Source organism: Mesorhizobium japonicum MAFF 303099 (assembly GCF_000009625.1).
GTDB classification, from domain to species: Bacteria; Pseudomonadota; Alphaproteobacteria; order Rhizobiales; family Rhizobiaceae; genus Mesorhizobium; species Mesorhizobium japonicum.
In genome coordinates this window covers 6,346,785-6,362,252 of sequence record NC_002678.2, presented here as the reverse complement: position 1 = coordinate 6,362,252, position 15,468 = coordinate 6,346,785, and the positions used below count along the sequence as shown (strand labels likewise).

Annotated in this window: 16 protein-coding genes; 6 read left to right on the top strand and 10 right to left on the bottom strand. The window is 63.2% G+C overall.

The genetic code is table 11. The features are described from left to right. Window positions 1-13: 13 nt before the first annotated feature. The 10 genes from MAFF_RS31325 to MAFF_RS31280 all read right to left on the bottom strand — a co-directional run bounded on the left by MAFF_RS31325 (window position 14) and on the right by MAFF_RS31280 (window position 9,068). Window positions 14-1,435 (bottom strand): ATP-binding protein, encoded by a 1,422-nt coding sequence (locus tag MAFF_RS31325; protein WP_010915045.1) that lies wholly within the window; start codon window positions 1,433-1,435, stop codon window positions 14-16. Beyond that, entirely contained in the window at window positions 1,419-2,084 is a 666-nt protein-coding gene (locus MAFF_RS31320) for a response regulator transcription factor (RefSeq protein ID WP_010915044.1), read from the bottom strand. The genes MAFF_RS31325 and MAFF_RS31320 overlap by 17 nt, the downstream gene beginning before the upstream one ends. 89 nt (window positions 2,085-2,173) lie before the next feature. Beyond that, the gene (locus tag MAFF_RS31315; RefSeq protein WP_010915043.1) at window positions 2,174-2,473 is read right to left on the bottom strand and encodes a hypothetical protein; all 300 of its coding nucleotides are present in this window, start codon (window positions 2,471-2,473) and stop codon (window positions 2,174-2,176) included. Window positions 2,474-2,646: 173 nt separating this feature from the next. Continuing rightward, window positions 2,647-3,054, bottom strand: a complete 408-nt coding sequence (locus tag MAFF_RS31310; protein WP_044549800.1) for a DUF3168 domain-containing protein — start codon at window positions 3,052-3,054, stop codon at window positions 2,647-2,649. A 245-nt stretch (window positions 3,055-3,299) separates the two neighbouring features. Next, window positions 3,300-4,022: an SDR family NAD(P)-dependent oxidoreductase gene (locus MAFF_RS31305; protein WP_032929477.1), complete on the bottom strand. Its 723-nt coding sequence runs from the start codon at window positions 4,020-4,022 to the stop codon at window positions 3,300-3,302. A 98-nt stretch (window positions 4,023-4,120) separates the two neighbouring features. Beyond that, window positions 4,121-4,927: an ABC transporter permease gene (locus tag MAFF_RS31300; protein ID WP_010915040.1), complete on the bottom strand. Its 807-nt coding sequence runs from the start codon at window positions 4,925-4,927 to the stop codon at window positions 4,121-4,123. Beyond that, complete coding sequence (locus MAFF_RS31295; protein WP_010915039.1) at window positions 4,927-5,760, bottom strand: ABC transporter permease; 834 nt, start codon at window positions 5,758-5,760, stop codon at window positions 4,927-4,929. Before MAFF_RS31295 ends, MAFF_RS31300 begins: the two co-directional genes overlap by 1 nt. A gap of 19 nt (window positions 5,761-5,779) precedes the next feature. Then, the gene (locus MAFF_RS31290) at window positions 5,780-6,892 is read right to left on the bottom strand and encodes an ABC transporter substrate-binding protein (RefSeq protein WP_010915038.1); all 1,113 of its coding nucleotides are present in this window, start codon (window positions 6,890-6,892) and stop codon (window positions 5,780-5,782) included. Window positions 6,893-6,961: 69 nt separating this feature from the next. Then, a complete protein-coding gene (locus tag MAFF_RS31285; RefSeq protein ID WP_010915037.1) occupies window positions 6,962-8,056 on the bottom strand; it encodes an ABC transporter ATP-binding protein in 1,095 nt (364 codons plus the stop codon). Window positions 8,057-8,180: 124 nt separating this feature from the next. Next, window positions 8,181-9,068: a LysR substrate-binding domain-containing protein gene (locus tag MAFF_RS31280; protein WP_010915036.1), complete on the bottom strand. Its 888-nt coding sequence runs from the start codon at window positions 9,066-9,068 to the stop codon at window positions 8,181-8,183. A 75-nt stretch (window positions 9,069-9,143) separates the two neighbouring features. Between MAFF_RS31280 and MAFF_RS31275 the strand changes: the two genes are divergently transcribed. The 6 genes from MAFF_RS31275 (at window position 9,144) to MAFF_RS31250 (ending at window position 15,467) form a co-directional block, all read left to right on the top strand. Then, complete coding sequence (locus MAFF_RS31275) at window positions 9,144-10,748, top strand: hypothetical protein (RefSeq protein WP_010915035.1); 1,605 nt, start codon at window positions 9,144-9,146, stop codon at window positions 10,746-10,748. 24 nt (window positions 10,749-10,772) lie between these two features. After that, window positions 10,773-11,705 (top strand): dimethylarginine dimethylaminohydrolase family protein, encoded by a 933-nt coding sequence (locus MAFF_RS31270; protein ID WP_010915034.1) that lies wholly within the window; start codon window positions 10,773-10,775, stop codon window positions 11,703-11,705. 159 nt (window positions 11,706-11,864) lie between these two features. Further along, entirely contained in the window at window positions 11,865-12,482 is a 618-nt protein-coding gene (locus MAFF_RS31265) for a cupin domain-containing protein (RefSeq protein WP_010915033.1), read from the top strand. 140 nt (window positions 12,483-12,622) lie between these two features. Then, entirely contained in the window at window positions 12,623-13,564 is a 942-nt protein-coding gene (locus tag MAFF_RS31260) for an ABC transporter substrate-binding protein (RefSeq protein ID WP_010915032.1), read from the top strand. Between the two features lie 92 nt (window positions 13,565-13,656). Beyond that, window positions 13,657-14,457 carry an ATP-binding cassette domain-containing protein gene (locus MAFF_RS31255; protein ID WP_425280323.1) on the top strand — a complete coding sequence of 267 codons (801 nt, stop codon included), beginning with the start codon at window positions 13,657-13,659 and terminating at the stop codon, window positions 14,455-14,457. Then, window positions 14,454-15,467, top strand: a complete 1,014-nt coding sequence (locus MAFF_RS31250; protein ID WP_010915030.1) for an ABC transporter permease — start codon at window positions 14,454-14,456, stop codon at window positions 15,465-15,467. The genes MAFF_RS31255 and MAFF_RS31250 overlap by 4 nt, the downstream gene beginning before the upstream one ends. Window position 15,468 lies beyond the last annotated feature (1 nt).

Below are 15,468 nucleotides of genomic sequence, written 5' to 3'. Positions count from 1 at the left end.
GGCCAGTTAAGCGTCACTGAAGGCTCCGCAAGCGCACGACTGCCTTCAATCCACCCAGGCCGGACCGTTCGAGCGCGAGAATGCCTCCATACTCGTTGACGAGGTCGGCGACAATGGCAAGTCCCAGACCTGTTCCCGGTTTTGTCTCGTCCAGGCGCCTTCCACGCTTCAGCGCGTCGCGCGCCTTGTCCTCGGGAATGCCAGGACCGTCGTCGTCGATGCTGATCTCGAAAAGATTATCGTCCTTGCCGGGCGCGACGGTGACCGACACCGCGCTTTTTGCCCATTTCATAGCGTTTTCGAGAAGGTTGCCGAGCAACTCCTCGAGGTCCTCGCGCTCGCCGGCAAAGACGATCTCGGTGGCCGGCAGGGACAGCGACAGGCTGGTCTGCGGGTTGAGCTTCTGCAGGACCCGCACCATGCGCTGCACCAGTGGCGCCACCGGCGTGCGGTAGACGACGCTGTCGCGTTGCGCCGCGACGCGGGCGCGCTGCAAATAGTGGTCCACCTGCTTCTGCATCGAGGCGGCCTGCTCGGCGATCAATTGTCCCTTGGCGCCGCCAAGCGCCCTGCCTTCGTTGAGCAGCACCGCCAGCGGCGTCTTCAGCGAATGGGCGAGATTGCCGACCTGGGTGCGCGAGCGCTCGACGATGCGTTTGTTGTTTTCGATCAAGGCGTTGGTTTCGTTGGCTAACGGCTCGATCTCGGCCGGGAAGCGGCCGTCGAGCCGCTGCGCGGTGCCTTCGCGCACCATGGCAAGGGCGTTGCGCACCCGGCGCAGCGGCTGCAGGCCGAGCAGGATGGCAATGGCGTTGATGGCGATCATGCCGACGCCGAACAGGCTGAGATAGGTCAGCAGGCGGCGCTGGAAGGTGACGATTTCCTGTTCGAGCTCGCTCTGGTTGCCCATCACGCGAAAACGCGCGGCACGGTTCTTGGCATCGAGCACGAATTCGCTCTCGAACACTTCGAGTTGCTCGCCGTCTATGCCTTCCGCAGAATAGCTGCGTTGGAAGCTGGCATTGAATGGCACCTCGGCGACGCTTGGCGACGGGATTTTGCTCGTCATCGACGACGAATGAAGGTCGCCATGCACGCCCTCCGAGGCAGGCTCGACCGACCAGTACCAACCAGACTTCGGCTCGGAGAAGCGGAGGTCGCCAAGGTCCGGGGCGCCGATGAGCGCACCCGTGTCGGAAATGCCGACGGAGCCGATCAGGTTGAACAGATGCGCAGAAAGCAGGCTGTCGAAGCCGCGCTCGCTGGCCTGGCGGTAGAGCGTGGTGATCAGGGTGAAAATGACGACAAGCGTCAGGATCGCCCACACCGTCGAAAAGGCGATCACGCGGAACGTCAGCGAACGCGGCCACAAACGCAGCGAAAGCGGCGCCCTTGCGATTGGTTTGAGCGGTTCCGAGTTACGCCTCCGGCTCACGCATGCGGTAGCCCATGCCACGCACGGTTTCGATCATGTCGATGCCCATCTTCTTGCGCAATCGCCCGACAAACACCTCGATGGTGTTGGAATCGCGGTCGAAATCCTGGTCGTAGAGATGCTCGACCAGTTCGGTGCGCGAGACGACCTCGCCCATATGGTGCATCAGATAGGCAAGCAGGCGGAATTCGTGCGAGGTCAGCTTCAACGGCACGCCGTCGACATCGGCCTTCGAGGCCTTGGTGTCGAGGCGCAGCGGCCCGCAGGTAAGCTCCGACGAGGCATGGCCGGCGGCGCGGCGGATGAGCGCCCTGAGCCGCGCCAGCACCTCCTCGATGTGGAACGGCTTGGTGACATAGTCGTCCGCGCCGGCATCGATGCCCGAGACCTTGTCGCTCCAGCGGTCGCGCGCGGTCAGGATCAGCACCGGCATCTTGCGACCGCCACGGCGCCAGCGCTCGACCACGCTGATGCCGTCGATCTGCGGCAGGCCGATGTCGAGCACGACGGCGTCATAGGGTTCGGTGTCGCCGAGGAAATGGCCTTCCTCGCCGTCAAAGGCACGGTCGACGACATAGCCGGCGTCGACCAACGCGTCCGCTATCTGCCGGTTGAGATCCTTGTCATCCTCGACGACGAGTACGCGCATGCGGAGATCGATACCTTTTGAAGGACTTGTTCAGATATAGGCCGATTCCGGCGGACTGGGAAACGGAGGCCTGTGAGATGGAAGATTGGTCAGTTCTGCGGAACGACGATCTCGGAACGGCGCGGACGCTGACCGTCCTTGCCCGGCACCAGAACGACGATGACGCAGACCGGCTGGCCACCGCGTGTCGACTGCGAAGCCTTGGCCAGCGTCCCGCCATTCTGCTCGGCCACCTGCTGGCCGATCGCGTAGCAGTCGGATGCGGCCAGGACGATCGGGCTGGACTGGTCGGGCGCGATCACCGACATCGCCGTCGCCTGCGACGCGAACAGCCCGGCAGCACAGAGCGCCAGGGTCGCGGTTCGAAAGTGGGAGCGAAGCGTTTTCATGGTCGGGGTTGTAACGCATCGGTGCTGAACGTGAAATGAACGGTGATCGATGCGAAAACCATGTCCGCTACACCCGTGAAACGCGAGACGACCGATGGTGATTTCGACGCCCCGACCCGACGAAGTCCCGCAGACGCCAGTCTAGACTCTGTTTCGGCCGGATTGAAAGCGTGTCAGGCATTTTCCTGCGTCAGCGCGCGAAACCGCAGCAGCCCGTGATGCACGAGGAGATCTTCGTCGTAGCGGGCCTCGGTGAATTCAAGCGACAGCCGCGTCTTGCCGCGCCGGCCGACCACCAGTGCGGCGTTGGCAAGGCGGGCCTTGATGGCGGCCATGATGGCAAGGGTTTCGTCTTCACCATGGGCTTTCGACCAGATATGCAGCGTAATCAACTGATCGTCGTCGTTCTCGGCGCCGGTGTCCCAATCAAAGGCGCTGGTCTGACCAAAAGTCACGTAGGGAAAAGCGGCATTTTCCGTCGCCCGCTCCAGCAGTCCGGCGCCACCAAGCAGCGCAGACAGCGACTTATCGCTTTTGAGCCTCAGAAAAAGTGCCTGCAGCAAATCGCCGGGCGCGGTCATTTGTCGTCCCCCTCGCCTGTCATGCCTTGTGCAAGCGGTTCGTCATACTCGCAAATTCACGCGCAGCGTAGCCGGCTCGTCAAGTCTGCGCCATATCGCGTGATTCGTCTCGGCGTGATCATGAACGCCGATCATCTCGAAAATACGACTCTGTTATGAACAGATTGCCATGCCGAGCAACCTTGGAGAGCCGATCTGCTCGGCCGGCATGGTTCCCGGGGACACTTTGATTTCCGCAGTCTCTGTCAGTATCGGGCTCGGCCGCCCGACATATCGAAAACAGCGCCGGTGTTGAACGCACTGGCATCCGAGCAAAGCCACACCACGAGCGCCGCTACCTCGTTCGGATCGCCCAGCCGCTTCAACGGACTTGCCGATATCATCGCATCGACGGTCTCATTGCCGAGGTCCCGGATAAGGCGCGTATCGATCGGACCCGGGGCGATGCAGTTCACGCGAATGTCGGTATCGCTGACCTCACGCGACAGTGCTTTGGTAAAAGCGATGACACCGGCGCTGGCCGCGGAATAGGCCGCAAGGCTCGGCAGTCCCTCTTTCCCGGCAAGGGATCCCATGTTGACGATACGACCCTTTCCCGCTCGTCGCATAAGCGGGAGCACGCGATGCGTTACTTCGAACGTGCCAAGAAGGTTGACCTGCAGGATTCTCTGCCATTCCGCCGGTTCGAATTCCTCGAACGGCTTATAGCCACCCAGCCAACCCGCATTGTTGACGAGAATGTCGACCCCGACTTCACCCATGATGGTCAGCGCTTGCATGACGTTATCGCGTTTCGTCACGTCCACTGAAAGAGATCGTGTGCCTTCAAGCTCGACGGGCTCAATATCCCAGATCCAGACGTCCGCTCCACTCAAAGAGAGCTTGTGGGCTATCGCTCGGCCGATACCACGGGCACCTCCTGTGACGATTGCTGTTCGGCCCGTAAAATCATACGTCACCGACATCATCACCTCCCATGAACGCCAGTGCTTTGTCTATTTAGCGCCGCATCGTGAATGAAGTCGAGGAGACGGGCCAGGCTCGGCCGCATCTCGGTGCGGTTTGTCTAGTGCCCGGCGCGCTGCCGGGTCATCACACTGCGCACCGCCAGAACCAGCACCGTGATGATGATCAGGATCACCGAAAGGGCGGCGATCGCCGGGTCGATGTTGTCGCGCAGACCCATCCACATCAGGCGCGGCAGCGTGATGGCGTTGACCGAGGTGATGAACAGCGTGACGCCGATCTCTTCCCAGGAAAGGACGAAGGACAAAAGCGCTGCTGTGATGATGCCGAACTTGATGTTGGGCATGATGATGCGCGTGGCGCGCTCCCAGACAGTTGCGCCAAGGCCGCGCGCCGCAAGGTCGATGCGCCGGTCCAGCTGGCTGAGCGAGACCAGGATCAGTACCGTGGCGAAAGGTACCGTCATCACCGAATGCGCCATGGCGACGCCGAGCCAAGTGTCGTAGCCGAAGAACGAGCTGAAGCCGGAGATCGAGGTCAGCAGGAAGTAGAGAGTGATCGCCGAGACCACCGGCGGCACCACCATCGGCAACAACACGAAGCCGACGAGCGCGGCGGTGAAGCGGGGCTGGAACATCCACACGCCAAGGCTGAAGCAGAGCGCCAGCACCGTGGAAATCGCGCTGCTCACGACGCCGATGCGGATCGACAGCAGGATCGACTGGAGCCAGCGCGGATCCTCGATCAGCGAGCGATAGTGGCGCAGCGACAGTTCGCCCGTCGGCATCGCCAGCATGCGGCTTGGCGTCAGCGACACCGGGATGACCGCCAGCAGCGGCATCAGCAGGAACAGCGCCACAAGGGCGGCGAGGATCAGCGAGACGGGTCCGGGGCGATAGGTCGGCATCAGATCAACTGCTTCGGTCTGACATAGCGGAACAGCAGCGCCATCAGCGCGCCGACGAACAGCACCAGCACGACGCTAATCGCCGCTCCCAGCCCCCAGTCCGGGCTCTGGAAAATCCTGAGATAGATCAGTTCGGCGATCATGACGCTGCGGCCGCCACCGAGGATCGCCGGCGTGACGAAGAAGCCGAGTGAGAAGACGAAGACGATCAGCGCCGAGCCGATGATGCCGGAGCGTGTCATCGGTACGAACACCGTCCAGAAGGTCCGCATGCGGCTGGAGCCAAGCCCACGCGCCGCCAGAAGCACACGGTCGTCTAGGCTGCGCATGGCGGACGCCAGCGGAAAGACCGCGAACGGGATGAGGAAATGCGTCATGCCGACGACGACGCCAAACTCGTTGCGCACCAGGGTCAGCGGTTCGGAGATGAAACCGATCGACTGCAGCCAGGTGTTGATCAGGCCGCGATTGGACAAAAGCGCCACCCAGCCGAAGGCGCGGGTCAGCACCGAGATCCAGAACGGCACCAGGATGCAGAATTCGGCGATGAGGCGCTGCGCCGGGCCGCCGCGCACCCAGACGACCGTGATGGCATAGGCGGCGGCGACCGACACGACCGTGACGATCGCCGCGATGCGCAGCGTGCGTATGAATACCGACTGGACCAGATCGTCGGTAAGCAAGGCATCATATTGGCCAAGCCCCGGCGTCGGCAGAGTAAAACTCCACTTCACCACGCCGAGAAACGGCCAGGCATAGGCCAGCACAAGGAACAGGAGCAGCGGCGCCATCAACAGCGCCGCGCCCATCCTGTCGGAGAGAACGCCTCTCATCTCAGATCATCGCTGCCGATCAGGCGGAGATGATCTTGGTGTATTCGTCGAGCGCTGCGCCGTAGTTCTTGGCGTACCAATCCATGTCGAGCGCGATCTGCTTCTTCATGTTTTCGGGGTCGACCGGGTTGATGCGCTTCTTGTCGGCCGGGATCAGCGCATCGGCCGCCGGATTGGCCGGGCCCTGGCCGAGCTTGTCGAACATGATGAGCTGCTTTTGCGGATCCTGTGCGCTGGCGATGAATTTCATCGCCGCGTCCTTGCCGCCGGGATTGTTCTTGAGCACGGCCAGCGCGCCGGGCGAGATCAGGCCCTGGTCCCAGATGAACTTGATCTTGCCGCCAGAATCCTGCTCGATCAGCGACGCGCGGGTCGACCAGACGATGGCCATCGAGGCTTCGCCGTTGAGCAGCACGCTCTGGCTCTCGGCGCCGCCGCCCCAGTAGGCAACGACGTTCTCTTTGAAGGCGGCGATCTTGTCATGCGCCCGCTTGAGGTCGAGCGGGTAGAGCGAAGCCGGCGCGATGCCGTCGGCCAAAAGCGCCGCTTCCCAGCTCGATACACCCCATTTGTAGAGCGAGCGCTTGCCGGGAAACTTCTTCACGTCGAAGAAGTCGGCCATGCCGGTCGGGGCGTCCTTGCCGTATTTCTCGGAATCATAGGCGATGACATAGGAAAAGAAGTAGGTCGAGGCGGCATATTCCCAGCCAAAGCCGGGCCGCATTTTCGTCTTGTCGACGATCTTGTAGTCGATCGGCTCGAGCGCGCCCTGCGCGCCGAGGGTGATCGCCGAGAACGGATCCACGTCGACCAGGTCCCAGGTCGGCGCGCCGCTCTTGAACTGCGCCGAGATGGCGCCTTCGGTCGGGCCTGAACCGTCCATCTTGACGGTGATGCCGGTGTCCTTCGTGAAAGCCTGGCCATAGGCCGCGTCATAGGCGGTGATGGCGTCGCCACCCCAATTGACCAGCACCAGTTCCTTGGCCGCGGCAAAGGCTCCGGTCGAGCGCAGCAGCATCGGCGTGCCGGCGAGCACGAGGGCCGCCAGCTGCGTGAACTGGCGGCGTGAGATCTCGCCGCGTCTGGTCCTTTCGGACAGCGTGTCGATGGCGTGTTTTTTGGTGTCGTTCATGTCAGTTCCCCTTTGTTTTCGTTGATTTCAGTCCGGAAACCGGTGCGGCAGGTCAGGCCGCGCCGATGCTCATTGTCCTCCGTCCGGAAGGAGGAAACCCTTTTCCGCCGGCCAGGTCAGCCAGACGGAATTGCCTTTGCTGAGTGCCGCGGCGGCAACCTCGTTCGGCACCGAGACCGTCACCTTCGCGCCTTGGCGCGTGGTCAGGTCGAGCTTGGTCGCCGCGCCGAGATAGGTGGAGGCGATGGCGGTCGCTGCAATGCCGTTCTCGCCGGCGGCCGCTTCGCGCGCGATCGACATGTGCTCCGGCCGGATCGCGAGGATGGCGTCACCACGGACCTTCTCGGCCTTGCAGTGCATATTGACCGCGCGGTCTTCGCAAAGGCCTGTCGAACCATTGTCGGCGGGCTTGACCCCCTTCAGCGGCAGCATGTTGATTTCACCGAGGAATTCGGCGACGAAGCGGTTGTCCGGCCGGTCGTAGACTTCGTCCGGCGCGCCGACCTGCAGCAATTTGCCGTGGTTGAAGATGGCGACGCGCGAGGACAGCGCCAGGGCCTCGCTCTGGTCGTGCGTGACGAAGACGAAGGTGGTGCCGGTTTCCTGGTGCAGGCGCTTCATCTCGGCCTGCATCTGGCCACGCAGGCTCTTGTCCAGCGCCGAGAACGGCTCGTCGAGCAAAAGTACGCCCGGCTCGAACACCAATGCGCGGGCCAGCGCGACACGCTGCTGCTGGCCGCCGGAGAGCTGCGAGGGCAGTTTCTTCTCATGGCCGATCAGGCCGACGCGCTCGATCATCTCGCCGACGCGCTTCTTGATGTCGGCGGCCGATTTCTTGCGCACTTTGAGCGGGAAAGCGATGTTGGCCTCCACGCTCATATGCGGGAACAGTGCATAGCCCTGGAACACCATGCCGGCGGCGCGCTGCTCGGCCGGGCGGTCGGTGATGTCGGTGCCGTCGCTGAAAAGCTTGCCTTCGGTCGGCTGCACGAAGCCGGCCAGGATCATCAGGAAGGTGGTCTTGCCCGAGCCAGAGGGGCCGAGCAGCGTCAGGAACTCGCCGCGGCCGATATTGAGCGACAGATTGTCCAACGCACGGAACGAGCCGAAGCTCTTGCCGATTCCAATTGCCTTGATCTCTGCGGCCCGGCCGGGTTGCTGCATCCTGCCTCTTCCTCAGTCCCAGGTGAAATCGTAGGCAGGCCGGCGGCTCACCGCAACCGAATAGTTTTCGCCTGATCGGCAAATTTGATTCACGTCTGGCGAAAAGGAGCGGTGCTCAATAGGGCTAGAGCCTGTTCTCCGACAGCTTTGCCCTGAGCCAGTCGCTGAAGGCGTTGAGCACGGGATGGCCGGCCTTGGCGTGTTCGAAGACCAGGAAATAGGAGCGTGGCGAGGGCACGGACGCTTCAAACGGCTTGACCAGCCGGCCTTCGCTCAGTGCCCGGCGGCCGGTCAGCTCGTCGCCCATGGCAATTCCCTGGCCGGCGACCGCCGCCGAGAAGACCAGGTTCATGTCGGAGAAGAAGATACCGCCTTCGGTATCCGGGTTTTCCACCTTGGACAGAGCCAGCCAGCGCGCCCAGTCCTCGGTATCGCCGAGATGCAGCAGGTTGGCGCGCAGCACGTCCGCCGGCTTGGAAAAGCCGCCGACCTTGTTGAGCAATGTCGGGCTGCAGAGCGGCGTGAAGTGAACTTCGCAGAGCAGTTCCACCACCCGGTTCGGCCAGTTGCCGACGCCGAAGGCGATGAAGGCGTCGGCCTCGGGATTGCTGACGTCGTCGAGACGACGCGGCGTCAGCACCGAGAGCGCCACGTCCGGGTACATCTGCTGGAATTCGCCAATATGGCTGCACAGGAACATCGAGGCGAAGCCGGGCGGGCAGGAAATGGCGAAAGAACCGCCGACGCCGGCGCCGCTGTTTTGCGCCCCCGCATCGCCGAGCACGGTCAGCGCCTTCCTGACATCGGCTGCGTAGCGCTGGCCGCGCGGCGTCAGCGCCACCCCCTTGCCGATGCGCTGCAGCAGGTCGAAGCCGAGATCGCGTTCCAAAAGCCGCAACTGGTGGCTCACCGCGCTGCGGGTGAGGTGCAGTTCGTCGGCAGCACGCCAGACGCTGCCGTGGCGGGCGAAACTGTCGAGGGCGCGCAGCGCCTGTGTGGATGGAATTCTCAAGAGGTGAACCGAATTTGCATGAACCGGGAAAACATATCACTTTTTGGCGAGCCGCTTCACTGCTTTCTTTGATGCATGGACAAACCGGTGACGACATCGGCGCAAGAGACCGCCCTTGCCTGCCTCGACGGCATCCAGCCGCTGCTGTCGGCGTGGACGCGCACCATCTTCGATTTCGGCGAGACCGCCTGGCGCGAATATCAGTCCGCCGCGTGGTATGTGGAGCGACTGAAGCGGGAAGGCTTTACCGTCGAGGAAGGTTCCGGCGGCATGCCGACCGCCTTCTGCGCCCACTGGACGAATGGCGCCGGACCGACGATCGGCCTGTATGCCGAGTATGATGCCGTGCCCGGCAACTGCCAGGACGCGGTGACGGTGAAGCAGCCGCGGCCCGGCCTTGGCGTCGAGGCCGGCGGCCACACCGATCCGCATTCGGGGTTGGGCATGGCAAGCCTCGGCGGCCTGCTGGCCACCAAGGCGGCGATGCAGCACCACGGCATTCCAGGCACGTTGCGCTTTACCGGCGAACCGGCCGAAAAGGTGCGCGGCTCGAAGCCGATCCATGCAGCGAAGGGCTATTATGACGGCCTTGCCGGCATGATCTCCTTCCACCCGTTCTACATGCTGCCGCTCTGCAACACCGCGCGCTGGGACACGCATTGCGGCGCCGCCTACGCCATGATCTACCGCTTTGTTTGCGACGAACCCGAGAACTGGGTTCGTGCAGGCGATGGCGCACCGATCCCGCAGGCGCATTCGGCGGTCCGCGCGCCCGGCGCCAACGACGCGCTGATGACGATGTACATGGCGTCCAAGGCGCTGCGCGATTCCATGCTGCCGCATCAGGGCGGCTGGTCGATCAGCGAGGCGATCCTGACGGCGGGCCAGGCCACCGCCGACAATCTGCCGGCGGGGCTGGCCGAGATCCAGTACATGATCCGCGTGCCGACGCTTCGTATGGCCGAGCAGGTCACCGCCGTGCTTGAGCGCAATGCGGCAGCGGCGGCGGCGATCAGCGGCTGCCGTTATGAGCGCCACTGGGTGTCGAAATCACGGCCCGGGCTGGCCAATCACGCCATGGCCGAGATCGCCTATGAAGCGCTGTCGACGGTCGGGCCGCCCCGCTGGGACGAGGCCGCCAGGGCGATCGGGCGCGAAATCCAGGTCAATGCCGGTGGCACCGCGACCGAGAACCCGTTCATTGACGAACTGGAGCGGCTGATCGCACCAAAGGAAGCGGAAGCGATCCTGCGCCGCGACCTGCCGCCCTCGCAGGTGAATTCGACCTCCGACGACTATACCGACATGAGCTGGCACGCACCGACCGCGCGCTTTTACGTCGCCCGTCCGGCGCTGCGTTCGGCAGATGGCCATGCCTATCCTTCCTGGGTGATGAATGCGCTGGGCGGCATTTCCGCCACCATCGACCCGATGGTCACCTGCGCTGCCAAGACCGTTGCGCTGGCGGCGCTGCGCCTACTCGAAGACAAGACCGCTCGCGATACGGCGATGGACGAGTTCGTCACCCGCACCGGCGGCGGCATTGGCGGCACGAACTGGATCGCGCCACTCTGCGACTACGAACCGCCGATCAACTTCCGCTGGCCGGAATATGTCACCACCGCGCGCGGCCGCGACTGGTGGATCCCAAGCCATGCATGGCCCCCGACCAACTCTTGAGAGCAAGCCCACGAGGAGAACCGCATGACCGTTCATGATCGCATCGTCGCCGAGCCGTTTTCGCTGCAGCGCCGCAATCCGGCCGGCGGCACCAAGCCGCTGACATCATGGGGCTTCGCCAACGAAACCGACGTCTTGACCGACGTGCTGCTCGGATCGCCGAATTTCCTGCGGCATCTGTCGACCAGTTCGCTGTCGCGCAAGCATCTGCGCGAGGCGCCCTGCAACGTCCAGATCGCCCAGGCGCAGCACAAGGACCTGGTCGCAGCCTATGAGCATTTCGGCGTCAACATCCACTGGCACGAGCCGACGCCGGAACTGCCGATGCAGGTCTATTCCCGCGATTCCAGCGTCATGACGCCTTACGGCGCCATCATCACCGCCATGGCCAATTGGTGGCGGCGCGGCGAAAATTATGCCGCCATCCGTACGTATGAAAAGCTCGGCATCCCGATCTACGACATGGTCACGGCCGGCACCTTCGAGGGCGGCGACTTCAACGTCATCGAGGACGGCGTGGTGTTGATCGGCTGCGGCGGCGCCCGCACCCAGGAAGAAGGTGCCCGCCAGGTGCAGGCCTGGTTCGAGAAGGAGGGCTGGGAAACCCGCATCGCCTTCATCGACGAGTATTACGTCCATATCGACCTGATGGTGGTGCCGATCGCCGAAAAGCTGACCGCGGTCTGCCTCGCCTGCACCGAGCCCGGCATCGTCGACTGGCTGAAGGGCAAGGGCCACGAGATCATCGATGTTCCCTTCCAGGACACGATGGCGCTCGGCTGCAACTTCATGTCGCTCGGCAAGGACCGGGTGATCGCGCCGACCTCCAGCCAGACGCTGATCGGCCAGCTCAAGGCGCGCGGCTTCGAGGTCGCGGCCGTCGACATGAGCGAGATCTCCAAGACCGGCGGCGGCATCCACTGCATGGCGCAGGCCTTGAAGCGCGAAGCAGCGTAAGGGATCACCGCCCCGCCGGTGTTATACGGCGGGGCGCGGAGACTGCCCTGGACGGGTTCTTGGCTCGATCCGATGCATCGTCCGTTTTTCACAGGATGGACAACGCCCGGGATCGGTTTTACGAGTCAGCCCGACCAGCGGAGATGTTCGCGCCCCCCAATGAACAAGATCGATACCCACAACAGCAAGGGCGGCGACGAGCGCTCTACCGCCACCAACCTGGTACGGCTCGGTACAAGGTTGAAGCTCTCCCGGCAGACGCGTGGCCTGACCTTGAAGGCGCTCGCCGCCGCCGCCAACTGCTCCGAAAGCCTGCTTTCCAAGGTCGAGAACGGCAAGGTCTCACCCTCGCTACCCATGCTTCACCGGTTGGTCGAGGTGCTCGGCACCAACATTGGCTGGATGTTCGAGGAGGCCGATGGCGAGGAAGGCATCGTCTTTCGCGCCGGAGCACGGCCGTTGATCGCGCTCGATCCGCTCAGGCGCGGCGAAGGCATATCGCTGGAACGCGTCATTCCCTATTCGCCGGGCCACCTTCTGCAGTGCAACATCCATCATATCGAGGCGGGCGGTGAAAGCGCCGGTCCAATCCAGCATGCCGGTGAGGAAGTCGGCTATCTGCTGGAAGGCGCCATCGAACTGATGGTCGGTGAAAAGACGTTTCGCCTGTCCGCCGGCGATTCCTTCGTTTTCAACTCGGAACTGCCGCACTGGTACCGCAATGTCGGCGACGAACGCGCCAGCATTTTCTGGGTGAATACGCCGGCGACATTCTGATCTGGCCAGCCCCCTTCTCCTTTCGCAGACGCTAATTCAAGTCACTTGACAAGAAATCAAGTATCTTGAATTATGCATCTGCGCTCAGCGCCAGATGAGCCCGATCAAGGGCCTTTTCCGCAAAACCAAGGGGAACCGGAATGCGTCTTATCAAGATCCTTTCAGGCTGCGCCGCAGCCATCGCCATGACCCTCGCGCTTGGCTCCGCCTCGGCCATGGCCGAAACCTATGCGCTGGTCACCATCAACCAGCAGGCCCTGTTTTTCAACCAGATCAATGACGGCGCCAAGGCCGCGGCAAAGGCCGCCGGCGTCGACCTCGTCATCTTCAACGCCAACAATGTGCCGAGCGCGCAAAACGACGCGATCGAGAACTACATCACCCAGAAGGTCGACGGCATCATTCTCGTCGCCATCGATGTCAACGGCGTGAAGCCCGCGATCACCGCTGCCAAGGCCGCCGGTATTCCGGTGATTGCCATCGACGCGCAGATTCCGAATGGCGACAATGTCGCCTTCGTCGGCGTCGACAACACCAAGGCTGGCGAGGATATCGGCAAATTCTACGCCGAATACGTCAAGACCAAGCTGAACGGAACCGCCAAGATCGGCGTTGTCGGCGCGCTCAATTCGTTCATCCAGAACCAGCGCCTGGACGGCTTCAAGAAGGCTGTCACCGAGAGCGGCCAGAAGGTGACTTTCCTCGACACGGTCGATGGCCAGAACGTACAGGACGTGGCGCTGTCGGCCTCCGAAAACCTGATGACGGCCAATGCCGACATGACGACGCTTTATGCGACCGGCGAGCCGGCCTTGCTCGGCGCCGTTTCGGCCGTCACCAGCCAGGGCCGTACCGGCGACGTCAAGGTGTTTGGCTGGGACCTGACCAAGTCCGCGGTGCAAGGCCTCGAAGAGGGCTGGGTAATCGCCGTCGTCCAGCAGGATCCGGCCGGTGAAGGCAAGGCTGCCATCGAAGCCTTCGGCAAGCTCAAGAAGGGCGAGAAGATCGATCCGATCATCAATGTTCCGATCACCATCGTGACCAAGGAAAATGTCGGCCAGTTCAAGGACATGTTCAAGTAAGATCCTCCCCAGACCGCCGGGCCGCGCATCGACTTAGTGGTCGTTGCGCAGCCCGGCGACCGATTGAATATGCCGCATTGAGAACTGGAACCATGATGAGCGATGGCGAGACCTGCCGCGTCAGGATGACCGGTATTTCCAAACGATACGGCCCTATCCAGACGCTGGATGATGTTTCGCTGAACTTGAAACCTGGCGAGGTGCTCGGCCTGGTCGGCGACAATGGCGCCGGCAAATCCACCCTGAGCAAGGTTCTGTCCGGCGCGGTCATTCCGGATTCCGGCATTATCGAGATCGATGGCAAGGCCGTGTCCTTTTCCTCGCCGGCCGATGCCCGCGCCGCTCGGGTGGAGATGGTCTACCAGGACCTTTCGCTCTGCGACACGGTGGATGTGGCCGGCAATCTCTTCCTCGGCCGCGAGCCTCGCCGCCACGTGCTCGGCGTCCCCTTTCTCGACAACAGACGCATGCATGAACAGACGCGCGAGATGCTCGACCGGCTCGGCATCGTCATCGCCGACACCAGGCTCAAGGTCGAGAACCTGTCCGGCGGCCAGCGCCAGTCGATCGCCATCGGCCGCGCCGCCTCCTTCGATCCATCGGTGCTCATCATGGATGAACCGACAGCCGCCCTTGCGGTGGCGGAAGTCGAGGCGGTACTGGAACTCATCCGCGCCGTCAGCGCCCGCGGCGTCAGCGTCATCCTCATCACGCACCGGCTGCAAGACCTGTTCCTGGTCTGCGACCGCATCCAGGTCATGTATGAGGGCCGCAACGTTGCCGAACGCAGGATCGGCGACACCAGCATCGAGGAGGTCGTCAACCTGATCGTCGGCCGGAAATTCACCGCGCGTTCGGCACGCGCCAGCCGCGACGAGGGGGTACAGCCATGAACGTCACCTCCGCCGGTGTTGGCGCCTCGCAGCCCAAACGCGCCCACAACAGCACCTGGAAGGATGTGGCGACAGCCAATGGCAGCGTCGTCTCCATCGCGCTGTTCTTCATCGTCGTCTGCGTGGTCTTCTCGCTGGTCACCGGTTCCTTCCTGACGACGCCCAATCTGCTCAACATCGTGCGCCAATCAGCGCCGCTGCTGATCGTTGCGGCGGCGATGACCTTCGTCATCACCACCGGAGGCATCGATCTTTCGGTGGGGTCCGTGCTGGCGCTGACGGCGACACTTTCGGCCGTTGCGCTGCAGGCCGGCCTGCCATGGCCGCTGGTCGTTGTCGGCATGCTGGCGCTTGGCGCGGCGATCGGCGCCTTGCAGGGTTTCTTCATCGCCTATGAGCGCATCCCGGCCTTTATCGTCACGCTTGCCGGGCTCTCGGTCATCCGCGGCGTGGCACTGCTGATCACCGGCGGCTATTCGATCCCGGTCGAGCCGACGAGCTTCTTCGTCAACATCGGCAGGGCCTGGTTCCTCGGTGTGCCGGTACCCGCATTGCTCGCCCTTGTCGTCCTGGCCATCGCCTATCTCGCCTTCAACCAGACGCCGTTCGGCCGCTATGTGACCGGCATCGGGGCCAACGCCGAGGCTGTGCGCCGCGCCGGTGTCGATACGCGCTTCATGACACTCTTCGTCTATGTCCTGTCGGGCATGGCGGCAGCGTCGGCCGGTGTCATTCTGGCCGCGCGGCTGGGCTCCGGCTCGTCCAATTCCGGCCAGGGTTTCGAGCTCGATGTCATCGCCGCCGTGGTGCTTGGCGGCACCAGCCTGTTCGGCGGGCGCGGTACGATCATCGGCACCGTGCTCGGCGCATTGACCGTCGCGGTCATCGGCAACGGCCTGATCCTGGCGCACATGTCGCCCTTCCTGACGCCGATCGTCACCGGCACTATCATCCTCGTTGCCATCTGGCTGAATTTCCGCCTGTTCAAGGGCGCGACGCGGAGCCGCTGAC